The sequence below is a fragment of the Ruegeria sp. B10 genome, from assembly GCF_056539825.1.
On sequence record NZ_JBQFVP010000015.1, the window covers coordinates 36,852 to 55,992 of the forward strand.

Genomic DNA, 19,141 nt, shown 5'->3' on the forward strand with positions numbered 1-19,141 from the left:
GCTTTACTCCAGACCAAAGGGTTTATCGATGCCAAGCAGGACAGCGACGAGGTCAGCGATTAGCTGAAGCAGCAGCAGTCCAAAGCCGACCGGGATAGACAGGTAGGGAATCCACAGCCGCACACCCCATACGGTGTCAGATTTCCAACCTCGCTCCCATGCGAAGTGCCAATACTCGTAGCCGTAGAACAGCATGACCGAGACGATGGCGATGGACAGAACTGAAGTCAGGATCGCCATAAAATAGCGGGGGCGCGGGGCCAGCGAGATCGGGATCAGGTCGACATTCACATGCCCACGCAGGCGTTGCACATAAGGCAGACCAACAAGCGTGGCAGCGATGACAAGATAGATGACCGCTTCGGTCTGCCAGATTGTCGAGCCATTCAGGACAAAACGCACGACGATCATTTGGCAGGTGATGGCGACGGCAGAAACGATCATGGCTGCGGAACACCATCCGGCCAAAGTTGAAAGCGCAGCGACAAGACGAAGGAAAGGATTGTTCCCGGTATGGGAAGCAACGGCAGAGCTATGGCCGGCCATTTGCGTCTCCTGATGATTGAGATGCAATTAAGTCTGAAGATCAGAACTGAGATCAGTGCCGGGCGGCAGCGGAGCCGCCCGGGCAAGAAAGGGTCACTCGACCGCCAGAGCCTTGTCCAGCAGCTCCTGCCCGTCCGGCACTTCTTCCACGAAAGCCTTATAGGATGTTTCCTGCGCCAAGGCGCGCCATGCTTCGAAGTCTTCCGCGCTCATTTCGGCGATCTCGACGCCCGCTTCGGCGAAGACTTTGGCCGAGTTTGCGTCCTGCTTCTTGGCTTCTTCCAGATAGTAAGTCTGTGCCTTTTCAGACGCGGCAAGCAATGCAGCTTGCTGATCTTCATTCAGCCCGTCGAAGGTGGATTTGTTCATCAGCAATGGCTGGTACATGAACCACAGGGCAACGTCGCCCGCTGGCGTATAGCAGCTGACCTGTTCGTAGATGCGATAGCTAACAAATGACGATGACGAAGTGTTGGCCGCCTGCAACACACCGGTCTGCATCGCGTTGTAGATCTCCGATGACGCCATCGAGGCGATCGAAGCATCGGCCCCGGCCAGCATTTGCTCAAAGGATTTACCTGCTGCACGGGTCTGCAAGCCGGTGATGTCTTCGGGCTTGGTGATGCACTTGTCCTTTCCGGCAAAGCCACCGGCCAGATAGCCATGGACCAGAACCATCACGTCATCCTCGGCCATCTTCTCTTCCAACGCCTCCATGAAGGGAGATTCGGAGAGACGCGCTGCGTGATCGTGGTTTTTCACCAGACCGGGCATCAAAGTCAGGTTATAGGCGGGCTGCTGACCACCGGCATAACTGAGCGGCAGAACGGTCATGTCCAGCTGACCTCGGCTGAGCGGCTTGTATTGCTCGCGCGGTTTGAACAGCGATTTTGAGCCGAAAATCTTAATCTCAAGATCAACATCGGCGGCGGCAACCTCGTCGGCCACGATCTGTGCGACCTGGTGACGGATGTCCTTATTGGACCACTGGTGCGACAGGCGCAGCTCTTTTGCGGATACAAGCGTGCCAGCAGATACAAGTGCGGCGACAGCAACGGCTGTCTTAAAAATGGTTTTCATTATTTCCTCCCTGGTTCGACCCGGCGTACCGGGGTCAGGGTATGCTTAAGCCGGTTCTGTTTTTTAGTCAACGTTTTTGTATACAATATCATTGCTCTTGAATTTTTCGTAGATTGAGTCCTATACATAATCCTATGGACTTACGACTTGCCGATAATATCGCCCAGGAACTGGAAGAGTTGATCTTTGACGGTACATTCTCCGACGGCGACCGTCTGGATGAGGTCAAATTGGCCGAACAGTTTGGAGTCTCAAGAACACCACTTAGAGAAGCATTTCAACGGCTTGCGCTGTCGGGTCTGGTCGATCTCATTCCACGCCGCGGTGCTTTTGTACGACAGCCGGGTCCGGTAGAACTGATGGAGATGTTCGAGGTCATGGCCGAGCTCGAAGCCGTTTGCGGCCGACTTGCCGCTATGCGTATCTCCGAGGAGGCCATGGAAGATCTGACTAACGCCAACGCGAGATGTCAGCAGGCCATCGATGCTGGTGATCCAGACACGTACTACCTCGAAAACGAACGGTTTCATCGCATTATCTACAAGCAATCCGGGAATTCGTTTCTGGAACAAGAAGCCTCCAAACTGCATCGGCGCCTCAAACCTTTCCGGCGGCAACAGCTTCGATTTCGTGGCCGTATGGCGCAGTCGATGTCCGAACATGAGGACATCGTTCGCGCTCTTGAGGACGGCTTGGCGGACGATACTGCCAATGCCCTTCGTTCCCATGTCGCAGTTCAAGGCGAGAAGTTTCATAACCTGATGGCATCGCTTAAAAACACTGCTGAGCGATAAGCGGGCGGGGGTTCACACCTCCAGCAACGCAGCCCAATTCTATTCCAGCACGGGGAAATGCCATGTGACAGGAATGGCATCTTTCAGAACGCGGTTGTTCGCCTCACATTCAAAATATCGCATTGAACAACAGCGCCGTTCTGACACAATTGCTGCGGCAAGCAAAATGGTAGGATTTTCGGCTATGCAACACTCTTGGATTGATAAGTTCAAAGGTCTCAGCCGCTTACCGGATACTGTGCGCGCCGACCTCATCAGCGGCAGTCAGATCGTCAACGTTCCCGCTGGCACGCAGATATTCGCGCCTGGCCAAACGGCTGACAATCTATTGCTTCTGCTGGAGGGAACCGTCCGGGTTCAGCAGAAATCTGAGACCGGGCGCGAGGTGTTCCTCTACCGTGTTCACGCCGGTGAAAGCTGTGTGCTAACCACGGCGTGTATGCTGGCCTTCGAAGACTATTCCGCCGACGGCATTGCCGAGACAGACGTTTCAGCGGTGGCTATCCCGCGCCAAACGTTCGACGATCTGGTTGCGAAATCCCCTGTGTTTCGCGAGTTCGTCTTTACAGCGTACTCACGCCGGATCACCGATCTCTTTACTTTGATCGACGATATCGTGTTCAAGCGTATGGACGTACGGCTGGCTTCTCGGCTGCTAGAGCTGGCAGGGCAAGGCGAGACGGTACACGCAACGCATGCGGTGTTAGGTACAGAGCTGGGCACGGCGCGCGAAGTGATCTCGCGTACTTTGGCGGAGTTCCAACGCCGTGGCTGGGTGGAACAGTCGCGTGGCGAAGTCTCCCTGACCGACCGCGAGGGGCTGGAACGCTTGGCAAGATCGGCGACGCCCGAGGTCTGAACACAAACTTTGTATTTGCTTCGGCAGTTTGGTGACCATGTCACCAAAGCTGTGAGCCGCGCTGTGCAATTGTCATATCATCGATTCCCGATGGAGTGTGACATGACCACAAATATGGGCAAACTTGACCGCGCATTGCGCATTCTGATTGCTGCGATGCTTCTATACATGGCTTTGGGCACGAGCGTGCTGGGGGCCGGACTCCTGTTCTGGCTGGCATTGATCGTGGGGGGTGTGTTCACCCTTACCGCCTTTGTCGGCAACTGCCCGCTTTACCGCATCATTGGCCTCAAGACCTGTCAGAACTGCTGATGATCGAGACAGCATTTACCCCTTGGGCGTCGCTGACGGGCGGCGTTCTGATTGGTGTGGCCTCGGTTCTGCTGATGTTGCTGTTGGGGCGCGTGATGGGGGCAACCGGAGTTTTGGCCGGCCTGTTGCGGCCTGCATCGTCCAGTGATTTTGCCTGGCGCGCCGCGTTGCTGGCAGGCATGGCAACCGGCCCCTTGGTGGTGAGGTTGATGTCCGGGCAGATGCCTCAGGTTCAGGTGCCGGTCTCCACTGCCGCGTTTGTTCTGGGCGGTGTGGTTGTCGGTGTCGGTGTAACCCTGGGCGGCGGCTGCACCTCGGGCCACGGTGTGTGTGGAATGGCGAGACTAAGCGTTCGCTCGATCACAGCCACAGCAACGTTCATGCTGTTCGCCTTTGCCACCGTTTTCGTCACACGCCACGTTTTCGGAGGATAAAGCGTGAAACTCATTTCAACCTATTTGATCGGTCTGGTCTTTGGTGTCGGCATTTCGCTTTCCGGCATGGCGAACCCGGCCAAGGTGCTGAATTTCTTCGACCTGTTTGGCGCTTGGGATCCGTCCCTGATCTTTGTCATGGGAGGCGCGCTAATAACCACCTTTGTCGGTTATAAGATGGTTTTCGGCCGCGCCACACCCGTGCTTGAACCAGCGTTTCATTTGCCATCGGCGCGAAAGATCGACGTCAAGCTCGTCGGTGGGTCCGCCTTGTTCGGCATCGGTTGGGGCATCGCCGGATTCTGCCCCGGCGGCGCATTGCCCGCACTGGGCACGGGCCGATGGGAGGTCTTTGCCTTCGTCGGCGCCTTGGTCGCGGGCATCACCCTCGCCAAGGGCCTGCAGGCAGCGCTGGCACCTGATTTGCAAACACGTACCTGAGTTAAGAACCGGAGGAGACAAGACATGGCCAATTACCCCGTAAACTTGGCGATCAAGCCAGACGTATTTGCGTTCTTTGACGCTGCAACGAACACGATCAGCTACATCGTGAAAGACCCGGATTCGAACGCCTGCGCGATCGTCGACAGTGTCATGGATATCGATTACGCGGCCGGGCGTATCACATTTGATCACGCGGATGAGTTGATCCGGACTGTGATCGACAAGGGCCTGCAGCTTGAGTGGATTATCGAAACCCATGTGCATGCCGATCATCTGTCCGCCGCGCCGTATATTCAGGAAAAACTGGGGGGCAAGATCGGGGTCGGCTCCAAGATCACCGTGGTGCAGGATACGTTCGGCAAGGTCTTCAACGAAGGAACCGAGTTTCAACGCGACGGCTCGCAATTCGATGCTCTGTTCGAAGATGGCGACACCTATATGATTGGGAATATGCAGGCTTACGCCATGTACACGCCCGGACACACGCCAGCCTGTATGGTTCATGTCATGGGTGATGCGGCCTTTGTTGGGGACACACTGTTCATGCCCGATGGCGGCTCTGCCCGGGCCGATTTTCCGGGCGGCGACGCGGGCGTTCTATATGACTCGATCCAGAAAGTCCTGGCATTGCCGGATGAGACGCGGTTGTTCATGTGCCACGACTATGGGCCGAACGGGCGCGATATTGCCTGGGAAACCAGCGTAGCCGAGGAAAAGGCCCACAATATTCACGTTGGTGGTGGCAAGACGAAAGAAGAGTTCGTCAAGTTCCGCACCGAACGTGATGCGACGCTGGCGATGCCAAACCTCATTATCCCTTCACTGCAGGTCAACATGAGAGCAGGCGAGGTGCCCAAGGATCCCGACGGCAACCCGATGCTCAAAGTACCTGTAAACACCCTCTAATGGGTCAGAAGGAGAACAGAGATGGAGTTTCGCACGATATCACCCAAATTCACCGTCAGCCCTCAGATCTCGGTCGAGGATGTCGGGACAATCGCTGCGCAAGGTTTCCGCGCGATCATCTGCAATCGGCCGGATGGCGAAGGGGTGGATCAGCCCTCGTTCAAGGAAATCGCCGCCGCTGCCAAGGCCGCAGGGATCGAGGCCCGCTATGTTCCCGTGCAATCAGGAATGGTGAAAGATGGGGATGTCGAGGCGTTTGGCACAGCGCTTGAGGACCTGCAACGCCCGGTGTTTGCCTATTGTCGCACCGGGACACGCTCGGCCACGCTATGGTCTTTTCATGAGGCTATTAAACGGCCGATTGCCGAAATCCTGACAGCCACCAAGGCAGCGGGCTACGACATGAACGGCGTGGCCCGCCGGATCGCAAATGGCGGTAAGACCCCAACAGATACGGGCGACGCCCATTTTCAGGTTGCTATTGTCGGCGCGGGGGCAGGGGGGATCTCGGTCGCAGCCAGTCTGAAATCGCGGCAACCCGATCTGGATATTGCCGTCATTGATCCAGCAGATGTTCACTACTATCAGCCCGGTTGGACCATGGTGGGTGGCGGTATCTTTGATGCCCAGACGACGGCCAAGACCATGGGCAGTCTGATTCCCAAAGGCGTGCATTGGATCAAGGCGGCCGTCGCCGCGTTTGAGCCGGAAAGCAACGCCGTCGTTTTGGATGGTTGCCGAGTGGTGAAATACGACCGACTTGTCGTCTGCCCGGGTCTGAAGCTGGATTGGGGCAAGGTCGAGGGGTTGGAGGAAACTCTTGGTCGCAACGGCGTAACCTCGAACTATCGCTATGATCTTGCCCCATGTACGTGGCAGTTGGTGCGAGAGATGCAAAAGGGCAGAGCAATTTTTACCCAGCCTCCGATGCCAATCAAATGTGCCGGTGCGCCGCAAAAGGCCATGTACCTATCCGGCGACGCGTGGTCTCGGCGGGGCGTACTGAGCGACATTGACATCCAGTTCATGAACGCCGGTGGAGTGCTGTTTGGCGTCAAAGACTATGTCCCGGCGCTGGAACGCTATGTAGAAAAATACGACGCTTCGTTGAACTTTTTCTACAACCTCGTTGCCATCGACGGGCCTGCAAAGACGGCGGTGTTCGAGGTGACCCAACCAGATAGTGAACAGCGCAGGGTTGAAGTGGGATTCGACATGATCCATGTCTGCCCACCGCAGACCGCTCCGGATTTTGTGCGGGTGTCACCGCTTGCGGATGCGGCTGGGTGGGTCGATGTCGATCAGGCCACGCTAAGGCACAAGAGCTTTGACAATATCTGGTCCCTGGGCGATGTGATGAATGCGCCGAATGCCAAAACAGCGGCGGCAGCACGCAAGCAGGCGCCCACTGTGGCGGAAAACATCGTGGCTGACATCGCAGGTCGGTCTGCTACGGCGCAATATGACGGCTATGGCTCGTGCCCGCTGACCGTCGAACGCGGCAAGATCGTCTTGGCAGAGTTCGGCTATGGTGGAGCGCTCAAGCCCAGTTTTCCGCGATTTCTGTTAGATGGCACTAAACCCAGTCGTTTGGCGTGGTTTCTGAAGGAAAGCGTGCTGCCGCCGATCTATTGGAAGGCAATGCTGCGTGGCAAGGAATGGATGGCGCATCCGGAAAAACTGAACGTGGCCCCGGAATAGCCCTGCGCATCGGAAGACCTCAGATGATCAACCATCTTAGCCGATTTGTCCCCATTCTCGATTGGGGCCGGAACTATACGCGCGGCGCATTTTCCAACGACCTGATTGCGGCCTTGATCGTGACGATCATGCTGATCCCGCAATCGCTTGCCTACGCTCTGTTGGCAGGATTGCCGCCCGAGGCCGGCATATACGCGTCGATTGTTCCGATTGTGCTTTATGCGATCTTCGGGACAAGCCGCGCGCTGGCCGTCGGACCGGTTGCGGTGGTGTCGCTTTTGACGGCCACCGCGATCGGGCAGGTGGCTGAGCAGGGCACTGCAGGTTATGCCGTCGCAGCCCTGACCTTGGCCTTTATGTCTGGCGCGTTTTTGGTGCTTTTGGGCGTGATGCGGTTGGGGTTCATGGCCAATTTCCTCAGCCACCCTGTGATTGCGGGGTTTATCACAGCCTCCGGCATTTTGATTGCGACCAGTCAGCTCAGGCACATTCTGGGTGTCGATGCGCATGGGCACACAATGCCTGAAATGGTCGGATCAATCCTTGCCCATTTACCTGAAACAAATTGGGTGACGCTGGCAATCGGCAGCCTTGCCACCGGCTTTTTGTTCTGGGTGCGCAAGCACCTCAAACATTTTCTTGGGCTCTTGGGGGCAGGGCCGGTTCTTGCCGACATTCTGACGAAAGCCGGGCCTGTCGCCACCGTGGTTGCTACAACTGTTACTGTCTGGGCTTTGGGTCTGAATGCTCAAGGGGTGCAGATTGTAGGGACGGTGCCACAGGGCTTGCCTCCGTTCACAAGGCCTGATCTTTCCTTCGATCTTGTAGGAGAGCTGATCGCTCCTGCGATCCTTATTTCGATCATCGGATTCGTTGAAAGTGTCTCGGTCGCGCAGACACTAGCCGCCAAGAAACGCCAGCGGATCGATCCAGATCAGGAGCTGATCGGTTTGGGCGCGGCCAATCTGGGGGCAGCGTTTACAGGGGGCTATCCGGTTACGGGTGGGTTTGCGCGTTCGGTTGTCAATTTTGATGCCGGAGCCGAAACACCGGCTGCCGGTGCATTCACTGCTGTTGGCCTTGCACTTGCCGCCTTTGCACTGACGCCGTTGGTCTACTTCCTGCCCAAGGCCACTTTGGCTGCAACGATCATCGTTGCCGTGCTCAGCCTTGTGGATTTTTCAGTTCTGAAAAAGACTTGGGTCTATTCTCGCGCAGATTTTGTTGCGGTCGCAACCACCATTGGCCTTACGTTGGGGTTGGGGGTCGAGGTTGGAGTCGCCTCGGGCGTGGGAACCTCGATCCTACTGCACCTTTACAAGACTTCGCGCCCGCATGTGGCCGAGGTCGGGCTTGTGCCCGGCACACAGCATTTCCGCAACATTCTACGTCACGAGGTTGAAACGATCCCGTCCATAGTGACGTTACGCGTGGATGAAAGCCTGTATTTCGTCAACGCGCGGTTTCTGGAAGATCTGATCCAGCACCGTTTGCCTGAAGGAGGCAGTGTCAGTCATGTTATCTTGGTGTTTTCTGCTGTGAACGAAGTTGACTACTCCGCGTTGGAAAGTCTTGAAGCGATCAACCAGCGCTTGTCAGATTTGGGCATCGGTCTGCATCTGTCCGAGGTCAAGGGGCCGGTTATGGACAGGCTGGAACGATCTCATTTCCTTGATCAGTTAAACGGTCAGGTGTTTATGTCGCAATATGAGGCTTGGATCACTGTCGGCGCGCATGACAAAGTTGTTGAGACAGTCCAAAACCATTCGACTCTGTAGATCTGTCAGCCTCTATGTCCTCTTGAAGCGCCCCGCCTATGACCCTTATCGAGAATGTTTAGCAGGCAACAAATGGCGTCCACTAGTCCCCCGACGGGAGTGTCTTTCGTCGACATAAGTTAGTCGCATTCCCAAACCGTTTGTATGAAACAGACAATCGTTCGTCAGTTCATCAAACGGGTTGCGCCCCTCTAAACTACAGAGTTTCGAGCAGAGCTCCCGCGCTTTCTTAAGCGGCATCAACGAAATAATCTCTGAACGCAACGTATCATCCTGAAGCGTAGCAGCTGAATCCAACATCTTAACCGCGAGTTCGGTTAGTTTGCCGGAATCACTGAAACCAGGCTCCAACCCGTCCATGACCTCGAGTATTTCGTTGGGTAGAAGTGTCTTGATCCTCTTCGGATTCGCTAGTCTTAAAAGGCTAGAAAATGCGAGACCTGGAGCATCCAGATCGATGTCCGCAACGGATGGCATAGTCTGCTGGCCGACCTTATAGTATTAATTTAAGTGCTTGCCTGACAACTTATGGCAGATTTTTGCAACGACCTGCCACCTTCTTGGGTTAGGGAAGCTTTGCGCGCCTTTTTTAGCAAGGGGTCAACGTCGGGCCAGACCATGAGGTTTTAGCTTTGCGCAAATCTATGCCCAAAGCGTCCAATAAATAACATAATCATTATTATTAGATAATCGATAGAGAAAGCGCCTATTTGTTAAGTTCCCTTAAAAAGGAGACTCCAATTTTGGGACTCGATCAACAGAGAAATTCCAGAACCCTGGCCCTTCAGATTGGAAGCGCGAGCCTGGCGATGTTGAGGATGTGTTGTTCAAACCGGCCAAAGGTATCGCGGTACATCAACTCTCGGATTCGATGCATAGGTGATGCTCCTGAGTCGAATCCGTATCCTTCAACTTTATCTTCGAGCATGCAAATCACGATTGCTAGAGCCTTACGACTTTCCACCAGATGACAGATGTGACATGGCTGCATCAACTGACGGGTTGCGAAGCTCAGCTTGGCCGGTGATGGAAAATGCGCGCTGTCGAGCACATCAACCGGACGCAGGTCATTTGGTTTTTGAGTGCTGAGCAGAAGATCGAGTAGTCCGCGGAACTCGGAGACAAGGCGCTGTCTCTTCGATCGCACTGTCCTCTGCTTCATGACCTTAAGTAGGAACTGCTCATAGGAGATGATCTGATCCCAAACCGTTTGGAGCGTTGCATCGCCATTCCAGTCATGGGCATGTTGGTCGGCAACGAAATCACATCCTAGCCGGGGCTCTTGCGGAATATCGCGCCACTGGCACCTTGGATGGGGTGGCCCAAGAGGTGGCGCTTGCCATCCTACCCGACACCGGCGGTCACGACACCTATGCAGACGGCGAGCAAGAGGCATTCCACACGGAAGTTCAGCGATTGGCTTAGCTCTCCCCTGACGAGCGCGAGGCCTATGCGCGGGTTTATCTTGAGCCCGCGCTGGAAGTACCTGGCGGTTTCTGTGATCTGCATATCCTGCAGCGCGAGCCAATGCTCAACTACCTCAGAGCCACACTTCCGCTTGAATGGCTTCGGCGATTTTCAGGACTTGCGATCCATACCCTCGAAAAACTCTTCGATATGACCGCGAGTTTTGGAGATCGCGAGGCCCTCCTTTCTCTGATCCGAGATCGCAGTGTCGCCCTGGGATAGGCATGCTGCCCCATCGGCACGAATAGCAGCGGCAACTTTGGTTCATGCGGGATTTTTGGTTTGCCGAAGAGATCAATCCCGAAGTCTGGGACTACGTGATCCGGGAACCCAACTCTGTCTTCTGGTTGGAGCGTCGTCGGGACCGCGGTCAGCAGGGAGATGACATTTGGTCGACGCTGTCGGCTGTGAAAATTGAGCAACTGCAACTTGCATATCGCCCGCATTGGCCCGTCGTTCCTCTTCCGTCGAGCTGGGGCACCGGAAGCCCAAGGGGAGAGACAGCCTATCGCTACCTCAGAGATTCTGTTTGGCAAATCGGCCGTGATGAGCCGAACGTCGCGCTGCAGGTCATCAAAAGACCTCTCGCAAAAGACATCATAGCTCCATCCTATAACGATCTTCGTAGCATCCGGGCAGAGCTGCGAAGCAGATCCGCAGTGGCGTCTGCCACCGCGGCGTGTTCGCCAAATGTAATGCGTTGTTGGTCGCTCTTGCTTGATCGACCACATAATCGGGGTGCCTTTTCTAAGATATTCCTGAAAGGCTTTTCGGCAAACGTATTGATCGACTATCATGGGAGCCTGAGCGTAGAAGAAATTCAATGAAAGCTTCCGCCACTGCAGTTAACAAGCTGATAACCAACCGTACGCTCCAGTCAGGTAGGACCCATCCGCCTTATTGTTCGTAAAATCCACGCGCCCCAAATGCCTCGAAATCGGGCCGCCCGGCCACGTGCCTTGCTCGAAAGCTTTACAGTTCCCGGATGTAAGGTAAAACCCGCCGCTTGCAGGTGACTAATCTGCCGAAAAAGCCAATGAGTTCCGCGAACCAGTCATACATGCGTCACGCAGCATCAGTGGTTCTGGGCTCTCCTGACACATTCGCCGCGATCTGCACCAAAGGCTGGTTTGTATGAATCGACATTAGCTGCACGCCTTATGAACAGGTTAGACGCGGGACAAGGCCGCTTTTGGACTCGGCAGCATGGACCGCTGCTGCCGGCCCAAGGCAGCTGTCCAATTTCGACGGGAAACCAGCAATGACCGCAAGCGGGGCAACCCATGACCGGAATAGCCATTTCCTTCCATCGCGCAGATGCCCTCCAAGATCCTAACTTCTCTCGAAACTAGTTCGAAAATGGTTGCTTGAATCCTCTCTAGGGTGCAAAGCGAAGGCGTATTCGACCAGTGACTGTGTGATCCATAAAAAAGAAAGCGGCGGTTCTTCTGTGATCTTAAAAAAACTTCAATATCGGCGGCTATACAAATGAAAGTGTTAGGCGACTGCAAAAACCTAGAAAAGGTAAAGTTCTTCATTTTTCTAGGAGCATTCCTTTGTCTTTTGACTATGCGGAGTTTGATCGGCTTAGATTTCACAGACGAAATCCAATACTATTACCAAGCCATTGGACTCGCCGAAACGAACCGTTTCTTTTCTAACGATCTGTATATCCAGCAACTTGTTTATGTTTTCCTTCTCCCGTTCTTTAAGGCGTACCTTTTCGCGTTCGGTGACACGGGTATTATTTTGTTCGGACGAGCGCTCTGTGTGATCGGGTTAATTTTTCTTTGCTGGTTTTGTTGCCGCAGGCTTGTCGGTCTGGGTCTAGAGCCCTCCAACGCACTTCTGGCGGCGGTCGCATTGAGTTTTGCGGTAACCCACCATTCTATTTTTGCTTTTAGTTACAACACAGTAGCTCAAGCGATGTGGATTGTTTTTGCTTTACTCTTCGCATCGCCCAAGACCGTCAGGCCGTGGTGGTGGGCCGCTACGATTGTGGTGGCCGGCGTAGCCTATCCTGTCGCCGGTTTGGTAATGGCAGCAATCCTATTGATCTACCTTTTGGTGTCCAAGCAGTTTGATCCGCTTCTCCGAGTGATCGGTTTTGGGTTGCTTTTCGGTGCGTTGGGATTGGCTGTCATACTTTCGCTTACAGATTTTGAGGACGTTATGCGTTCTCTACGGTTTAGTTCAGGCTTTTCAGTTGGAAGTTTTTGGACAGATCGCGAAATGCAACGCGACTATCTTGCTATCCTTCTTTTGATGCTTGCTGCTCTTTTTGCGCCCGCCCCGAGAGGATTGCGAAATCTCCTCTTGGTTGTCCTGTTCTGTCTGACCTGCCTGTTCCTGTTTGCTATTGTGCACGACATCCTTGAGTTTCGGGCCGCTGGTTTGCCATATCCCGGACCTAGAACTGACACCTTGGCGGGATGGCCTGTGCTTTGCGCTGTTGCACAATTCACAGCGCGGACTGCAGCACGTTCTAACGGGTCCAGCGAGTGGCCAGTTCGAGCGGTGGGCATTGTTGCTATTTGCCAGTTCACGGCGTTCGCCGGAACAAGCAGCGGAGGCGTGATCGCGGGTGTTGCCGCGATGATGATCCTGCTCCCAATTGCAACTGCCCTTGCGACATTGGGCATACGGGCTGAGCGTGGTGTGGGGAGATGGATGCCCCACGCGCTGCTCTTCGGTGTCTTATCGATCTACCTGACACTTTGGCAGCTCACGCCCTATCGAGATCCTTCGACATTTTTCGTGGGACGCAGCTTTACCGACGTGAGCATCTTCAAAGGCATCTTGGTAAGTAACGAGAAAGTGCCGGTGATTGAGGCATTTCAAAAAGAATTTGAAGGGAAGACCGAAGGACAAGGAGGCCTTATTCTGAGCGGTTTTCCAGGAATCTATGCCGTACTGGAAGCAAAGCCCGAAACTTGCATGATCTACAATCATTTCGTCAGCGACCCCCAGATAGCTGGCGCTCTGATTGAGTGTATTGGTTCAAAGTCTCCAAAGTTTATTTTAAACTTGGAGGACCACGCGACTTTGGAGGAGCGCACTCGAACCAAAGAGGAGATCACATCGCATATTGCAAAGGCCAACAGTTTGGAGTGCGAACGTGGTAGTGTAGAGTTTGAAGCGGTGTTCCCAGGAATGTCCGATGCCGTCGCATATACCTTCTGCCAGTAAGCGAAACTGTTTCGCCAAGCGTCAAGAAACTCAGATTTACGTTATGCCGAAGAGAAGTTTTCTATCTTCTCAAAGCCAGGATAGTCACATGCGCGTCATCGCAACCTTCCAGTTAAGGGCCGCGTTCCTCGCCCGGAAGCCATTGCTTGGGGAAAATGACGATCTTGTCGGTGTTGTTGTTCAGCAGGTCACCCCAGCAACCGAAGCTGGAATTCGAACTTACTTGAGGTGTGCATTGTGAAACGAGAAACAAGTCGAAGTACCTATTTGCGCCGCTATTAACGTCTACACATCTCGACTGAACTGAAGGAGGTAGCTTGGGTACAATATTTTTTTGCCCCAATCGATCTCGGCTGAAAGAAGAAGACCTTGGCCTGTTGAGTCTCCGAAGATGCCAGAATTCTTTCTATCACCGCACGGTGTTAGTCAGTTTTGAGCATTGCCAAACCGATGGTCACGTAGTTACCTCTTCACACGTGGACCGCGATCGACTGTATAGCCTCCTGTTCTTGGGCCACTAATCAGTCGGTTTTTCTAGTAAGGTTTCTGGAACTGTTGGACGCCTGATGAGGGCGGGTGTGATTGTATTGCTTGAGCCAGTGATTGATGACGATCTGGGCCTGCTTGGTCGTCGTGAACCGCTCCAAATTGAGAACTTCTCGACGCAGCGCCCTTTTCTTGCATCACTTGGCCCGTGGATTTCGCGCAATCACTACGACATTCCAGCATAGCCAGCGCAGCGGCGGAAGAAACCTCATCAAGAGCGTGTCAAGGCGCTCCAGAGGCGTGTAGAGCCGCTCCCATTTCGGCGCCTCTTGCACTACGGCTTTCCAATATCTTTCTTTGTTTGGATCTCGTCGCTGAAAAACCGCCATAATAATGAAGATCACAAGGGTTGAAAGCCAGTAAAACCGGGTTTCGCTGCGTTCAAAGTGCTTAATTATATTTGCGACGTCAGCTCTGGTGAGTGGATGCTCGTCGTCCGTCCGGACCTCCATGGCCATCCGACGATAAATGTTGATGACAGGATTGTAGGCAACAGGATCCCAGCTGACAAATGTGCCGTCTTCCTTGAGATGGGGTAAGGCTTGCGCGAGGGTGGCATCAATGTCGACATGGTGGAGCATATTGCCTGCATAAATCACGTCGAATTTTGCGTCCTCCGGGAGTCCAAGCGACTCAGATGACGCAACATGGGTGTTGATCGAAACCCCATTGATCTGAGCCAGCCGGCTGGCAGCCTCGCACATTCCTGCAGACAGGTCCGAGGCAGTCACCTCGGCACCGAGAGTTGCGAAATAGACGCTCACCTCACCAAGTCCGCACCCGAGATCAAGCACCGTTTTGCCCGATAGGTCCCCAAGTTTTTTTGTGATGTGCCGCATCTCCGGAGCCGTGCAGGCTTCGTTGGCTAGCCTTACATCAATCTTGGACAGATCCTCGCTGGCGGCCCAAGCATCGTGAAACTCGCGTTCTGCTTCGATCCGGGCTTCATCACCGGTCTGTTCCTCAAACCCTGAAGCAATGCCGACCTTCACAAGTACACTGCGAAAAAAGTCTTCGTTTTCGTCTTGCACTTTGTCGTTAGCAAATCTGAGGCCTTCGGCCACTTGTTTGCTGATCGCAATTTCGTTGTCGCCACGCTTGTAGAGGACTGCCTCGTTCAACGCTACGCGTTCGCAGAGACCCGGATGTGAAGGGTGGGTGATGACCACATCTCCGGCGTCGTATGCAAATTCAAGCTCGTCCACGAATGTGTCCCATGCCGAGGATGCTTTCGTTCCTTGCGTCATGGGATGCTCTTTGGCTTCGATAAGGAAACGATACTTGAAAGCCTCAAAACGGATCTTTTTAGGCACTTACTTGAGCTTTCTTTTCTGGGAGCTGACGGGATTTCGGTCTTTCGCGTTTTTCATTACGTATGCGCTCGGCTTTCTCCAACAGCTCTTCGTAAGTAACAGGCCATTTCTTCTCGGGCGGTGAAGTGAGAAATGTCTGAACTCTTTGCAACTTGGCAGCCATGAAACGCATGGAGATGGTTATCTCGGGGTAACTGCCATACATGCAACCATCACATTCACTGACCACTTTATGCACTTCCTTGCGGAAAGCGGCCTCTCGGTAGGTTTTTGGGAAATGCGGGTCGTATGCGGGATACTTCGTCGGCAAACGGAAATCACAGCATGGTGCAAAGTTTCCGTTCGGTAGGAGCGCGAAATACAAGTTAGGTGAGTCGCACACACCTTTGTTCTTGTTTCTCCACGTGGTCGCTTCGCCGCGAATAAAGCGCTTTATATCGTCGATGTACTGATCGCTATCATACAGCAGAAAACCCTCTTTGCGCATTTTGCGAATTCGATCGAGCAACTTGTCCGCCTCGCCCAGTTCTTCGGGCCGGAAGCGCAGGCTTTGGTCAAACGTGCGGAACCCGCGTGGGCGTCCGAAACTGCTGACATGGGCCGGGACAAGCGACGTGAACCACGAGATCTCTGTACCGAAACGAACTACATCTTCGATGTCGGACAAGTTAGAGGGTTGCATCACGCATCCTAAGGACGCGAAACTGTTGTGCTTGGGAAGATATTGCGTGAACGCCGCGATCGCCTTTAGGGCCTGGTGCCAACTTTCGTCAAAATCACCATTGATGCGATCCTGTTGCGCACCGTGCAGGCTGTCGAGCGAAATCGAGATATCCCGACCGCCAGCCTCTACGGCCTCAGCAATACGGTCCTCGGACGCGAAACCGTTGGTCTGCATCCGAACATGAACGCCGCGGCTTTCGAAGGCATGGATGACCTTGGCGAGGTCGCGGCGGGCAAACGGCTCACCTCCAGTAAGAAGTACGATAGCGACGCCCATCTCAGCGAAATTATCGGCGATCCGTTCAACTTCGTCGATTGTCACTTCGCGCACGTCTGCATTCGCGTAGATAATATTGCATTGTTCGCAGGTCAGGTTACAGCGAGCAGTGACATAGAACTGCACATAGACCGGCGCATCCTGTAGAAGTGCGGCGCGCGCTAGGGTTTTTTTCGAGAGATCTGAGAACAAGGCCAATACCGTTCGAGAAGAGTTCTTATCGCGAAGTTCAATATAAGCGTGCAGCCGTTTGCCACAATCTTCGCAGTGAGTAGGGATAAACCAAACTGCAACGACAATGTCCAGATGATCAAAGTGCCCAGTAACATGATAGCCACGTTGCTGGTTATAGTGAATAGCAAATCCAAATGACGTGGAACCGGCGTACCTCGAAACACTAACCTACGTATAAGCAGAACGTTTACTGATGCACCGATCAGGAAACCCACGGCATTTGCAGGTAGAATGGGCCAGCCAAGCTTCGAAAGGGCGAGAAACACCAACACATCGGCAGTAAACCCGACAGTCACCGCGCAGAAGTAGCTGAGAAGCCTCTCAAATGTTGATCGTACGCTTAACAACATAGAGTGGTCGGCCTTTGATTTCGTCAAACATCTTGGCAACGTAAGTCCCGACAACCCCAATTATCAGGATCTGAAGACCATTGAAGACCAAAATTGAAATCAGAATTGAGGTAATACCTGGAACTACCGTTGTTGTGAAGAGCTTAAGGCAGAGCAAGCACACGCCGCTGAACGCCCCAATTCCCAACATAAACAATCCCAGGCGAACGACTAGCAAGAGAGGCTTGCTCGAGAATGACGTAATTGCATTGGTCGCAAGACCCAACATCTTGCGAAGGGGATATTTAGTCGTACCCGCACGTCGTTGATCACGGTCATATTGAAACGCGTACGAGGTGAAACCAACCCATGGCACCATTCCACGAAGGAAGCGATTTCGTTCTCGCATGTCAGAAAGAACGATCGCCACGCGCCTGGAAATCAGTCGAAAATCGCCAGTATCATTTGGGATCGGGGTGTCAGAAAGTGCATTGAGTAGTCGGTAGAACGCAGAAGCTGAAGCCTTTTTGAACCAAGTGTCTCCTACCCTTTCACGTCTTTGGCCATAGACTACATCATATCCTTCCAACGCGATTTCATACATTTGTTCGATTAATTCCGGTGGGTCCTGAAGGTCGCCGTCTATGATAGCAATGTAATCGCCCCTTGCGGCGTCAAGCCCAGCTGTGACCGCGACCTGGTGGCCGAAGTTCCGACTAAGTTCGACCAGCTTCACGTGCGTATTCAGCGCGGCCTCTGCAGCGATTATTTGGCCAGTCGTGTCAGAAGAACCATCGTTAACCAAGACGAATTCCAAATCAGTTCTCTTGGCCATGCCATCTCTCAGAGCGTTCAACCTCTGAAGAGTCTCAACTACACACAGTTCTTCATTAAAAACTGGTATGACCACTGAAATTAACTTTTGTTCGCTTGAAGTTGTATCGGCAGCGTCGCCTGCCGATTTACACTCCGACATGCCATGTGAAACGTGTTGATTCGAAGAACTAGAGTTCGCCAATAGAAAAACCTCGTTTTCGGCTTGGTTACCATTGATTCGCACTATGAAAAAGAGGCAAAGAACCATTTTCGAACCAGTGCCAAGAGAAACCCGAAAGGGTAGCTGTGCCACGGCAGGAAACGGCTACGCTGGTCTCGGGTTGCTTCGTTTTCGGTCGTTGCTGGTTTCCCGGCGGAGTTCGAAAACGGCTTTGGGCTGAGAGTAGAAACCTGCAATGTCTTTTCAGTTTTGAGCCAGCCCAAATGCTCTCGGATGTCCGCTCCGCGAGAGCGTTAGAGCAAGGTCAAATGGCTACCGCACCGCAGGGTTTTTCGCATGGTTCTATAGTATCAAAAGAAGGAGGCACTCCAAGTGGAAAGTACTTACTAGCATACTTCTCATTTCAGTCAGCTTTGCCCTCCCGGCAAAAGCGCAGAGTGAAGATTTTGCACCTCAAGTCGTAGCAGGGGAATCGATTTGACTAGCTGAGACAGACCGATTGCGTTGTGAACGTTGCCGTGGAACCGATGGCTCGGCGGAAGCCGAAGGAAGAACGTTCGCGACCGAAAATAACATTCTGGGCAGGACAGCACAAAAAATACAAATCGCAGTAGTGGCTACGCCCATGATGTGGAACTTTAGGCCGAGTGAAGAAGAGCTGGAGCAGGTTGCGCGACTACCTACAGTCCAACACGGAACAATCTGTAATGCAGCGCACCGACAAACGTAATTCCGGGTCCGCCCCCGCGCTTAGCTTTTGGGCAGGGCCGGCGGTCATTTAAAAGCCCGCTTTGGGCTCGTTCCCGACATTCTCGGCGCATTAAACGAAGGACTGCTTCTCGATCGCTCGGCCAGAAAATAGTGAAATCTAGAGTCTCAAAAATTCAAAGCCTTAAGTAACGGATTTTGATTCAACCGCAGTCTCACAAATTAGGCGATCCGACACTATTGTCGGAGCACTAAAATAATGGGACTTAAATGTTGAGACTCGTCCCCTATTAAATTCAACACCCTGTGTTTTTTGCGCTTTTTGAGCGTTTCAGCGGTTCAAGCGCTTCAAGCCTGCGTCAAACAGAAAGCAATTGAGCCTCTTTGCAACCTGGAAACAGGCGCTGTGTGTCTTGCTAGGACGTGGCCGATCGGACAGAACACTCTCTCCTAGCGCACGGCCCATACCAGCCATTCAGCGCTTCGGTTCATTTCGCAATGCAG

The 19,141-nt window shown here is 53.5% G+C and carries 18 protein-coding genes; 10 read left to right on the top strand and 8 right to left on the bottom strand.

The genetic code is table 11. From position 1 onward, the window contains the following. Positions 1–3: 3 nt before the first annotated feature. Both ACR0J4_RS19180 and dctP read right to left on the bottom strand, forming a co-directional pair. On the bottom strand, positions 4–546 hold the full coding sequence (locus ACR0J4_RS19180; protein WP_170549798.1) for a TRAP transporter small permease: 543 nt from the start codon (positions 544–546) through the stop codon (positions 4–6). A gap of 93 nt (positions 547–639) precedes the next feature. Continuing rightward, complete coding sequence (dctP, locus tag ACR0J4_RS19185; protein WP_170643966.1) at positions 640–1,626, bottom strand: TRAP transporter substrate-binding protein DctP; 987 nt, start codon at positions 1,624–1,626, stop codon at positions 640–642. Between the two features lie 134 nt (positions 1,627–1,760). Between dctP and ACR0J4_RS19190 the strand changes: the two genes are divergently transcribed. The 8 genes from ACR0J4_RS19190 (at position 1,761) to ACR0J4_RS19225 (ending at position 8,854) form a co-directional block, all read left to right on the top strand. Further along, the gene (locus tag ACR0J4_RS19190) at positions 1,761–2,420 is read left to right on the top strand and encodes a GntR family transcriptional regulator (protein ID WP_170643968.1); all 660 of its coding nucleotides are present in this window, start codon (positions 1,761–1,763) and stop codon (positions 2,418–2,420) included. 184 nt (positions 2,421–2,604) lie between these two features. Continuing rightward, entirely contained in the window at positions 2,605–3,279 is a 675-nt protein-coding gene (locus tag ACR0J4_RS19195) for a Crp/Fnr family transcriptional regulator (protein WP_170643970.1), read from the top strand. A 102-nt stretch (positions 3,280–3,381) separates the two neighbouring features. Then, a complete protein-coding gene (locus ACR0J4_RS19200; protein WP_170643972.1) occupies positions 3,382–3,591 on the top strand; it encodes a YgaP family membrane protein in 210 nt (69 codons plus the stop codon). Further along, positions 3,591–4,025 (top strand): YeeE/YedE thiosulfate transporter family protein, encoded by a 435-nt coding sequence (locus ACR0J4_RS19205; protein WP_170643973.1) that lies wholly within the window; start codon positions 3,591–3,593, stop codon positions 4,023–4,025. The genes ACR0J4_RS19200 and ACR0J4_RS19205 overlap by 1 nt, the downstream gene beginning before the upstream one ends. Positions 4,026–4,028: 3 nt before the next feature. Then, the gene (locus ACR0J4_RS19210) at positions 4,029–4,466 is read left to right on the top strand and encodes a DUF6691 family protein (protein WP_170643976.1); all 438 of its coding nucleotides are present in this window, start codon (positions 4,029–4,031) and stop codon (positions 4,464–4,466) included. Positions 4,467–4,490: 24 nt separating this feature from the next. Continuing rightward, complete coding sequence (locus tag ACR0J4_RS19215; protein ID WP_170643977.1) at positions 4,491–5,375, top strand: MBL fold metallo-hydrolase; 885 nt, start codon at positions 4,491–4,493, stop codon at positions 5,373–5,375. Between the two features lie 21 nt (positions 5,376–5,396). Beyond that, complete coding sequence (locus tag ACR0J4_RS19220) at positions 5,397–7,076, top strand: bifunctional protein tyrosine phosphatase family protein/NAD(P)/FAD-dependent oxidoreductase (protein WP_170643979.1); 1,680 nt, start codon at positions 5,397–5,399, stop codon at positions 7,074–7,076. Between the two features lie 23 nt (positions 7,077–7,099). Then, a complete protein-coding gene (locus ACR0J4_RS19225) occupies positions 7,100–8,854 on the top strand; it encodes a sulfate permease (protein ID WP_170549769.1) in 1,755 nt (584 codons plus the stop codon). A 784-nt stretch (positions 8,855–9,638) separates the two neighbouring features. Here the strand turns inward: ACR0J4_RS19225 and ACR0J4_RS19230 are convergent. Then, positions 9,639–10,016: a hypothetical protein gene (locus ACR0J4_RS19230; protein WP_170643981.1), complete on the bottom strand. Its 378-nt coding sequence runs from the start codon at positions 10,014–10,016 to the stop codon at positions 9,639–9,641. Between the two features lie 571 nt (positions 10,017–10,587). Here ACR0J4_RS19230 and ACR0J4_RS19235 point away from each other — a divergent pair. Together ACR0J4_RS19235 and ACR0J4_RS19240 are read left to right on the top strand one after the other, a co-directional pair. Beyond that, complete coding sequence (locus tag ACR0J4_RS19235) at positions 10,588–11,148, top strand: hypothetical protein (protein WP_170549763.1); 561 nt, start codon at positions 10,588–10,590, stop codon at positions 11,146–11,148. 661 nt (positions 11,149–11,809) lie between these two features. Further along, positions 11,810–13,510 (top strand): hypothetical protein, encoded by a 1,701-nt coding sequence (locus tag ACR0J4_RS19240; RefSeq protein ID WP_170549760.1) that lies wholly within the window; start codon positions 11,810–11,812, stop codon positions 13,508–13,510. 521 nt (positions 13,511–14,031) lie between these two features. On the opposite strand, the gene ACR0J4_RS19245 is transcribed toward ACR0J4_RS19240, so the two are convergent. The 5 genes from ACR0J4_RS19245 to ACR0J4_RS19265 are packed head-to-tail and all read right to left on the bottom strand — an operon-like array spanning position 14,032 to position 18,016. Beyond that, positions 14,032–14,178 (bottom strand): integrase core domain-containing protein, encoded by a 147-nt coding sequence (locus ACR0J4_RS19245; protein WP_480668789.1) that lies wholly within the window; start codon positions 14,176–14,178, stop codon positions 14,032–14,034. A gap of 15 nt (positions 14,179–14,193) precedes the next feature. Then, positions 14,194–15,369: a class I SAM-dependent methyltransferase gene (locus ACR0J4_RS19250; protein WP_170643983.1), complete on the bottom strand. Its 1,176-nt coding sequence runs from the start codon at positions 15,367–15,369 to the stop codon at positions 14,194–14,196. After that, on the bottom strand, positions 15,362–16,567 hold the full coding sequence (locus ACR0J4_RS19255; RefSeq protein ID WP_170642247.1) for a radical SAM protein: 1,206 nt from the start codon (positions 16,565–16,567) through the stop codon (positions 15,362–15,364). The genes ACR0J4_RS19250 and ACR0J4_RS19255 overlap by 8 nt, the downstream gene beginning before the upstream one ends. Further along, the gene (locus tag ACR0J4_RS19260) at positions 16,531–16,953 is read right to left on the bottom strand and encodes a GtrA family protein (RefSeq protein WP_170549745.1); all 423 of its coding nucleotides are present in this window, start codon (positions 16,951–16,953) and stop codon (positions 16,531–16,533) included. The genes ACR0J4_RS19255 and ACR0J4_RS19260 overlap by 37 nt, the downstream gene beginning before the upstream one ends. After that, positions 16,925–18,016, bottom strand: coding sequence for a glycosyltransferase family 2 protein (locus tag ACR0J4_RS19265; protein WP_480668790.1), 1,092 nt, complete (start codon positions 18,014–18,016; stop codon positions 16,925–16,927). The genes ACR0J4_RS19260 and ACR0J4_RS19265 overlap by 29 nt, the downstream gene beginning before the upstream one ends. Positions 18,017–19,141 lie beyond the last annotated feature (1,125 nt).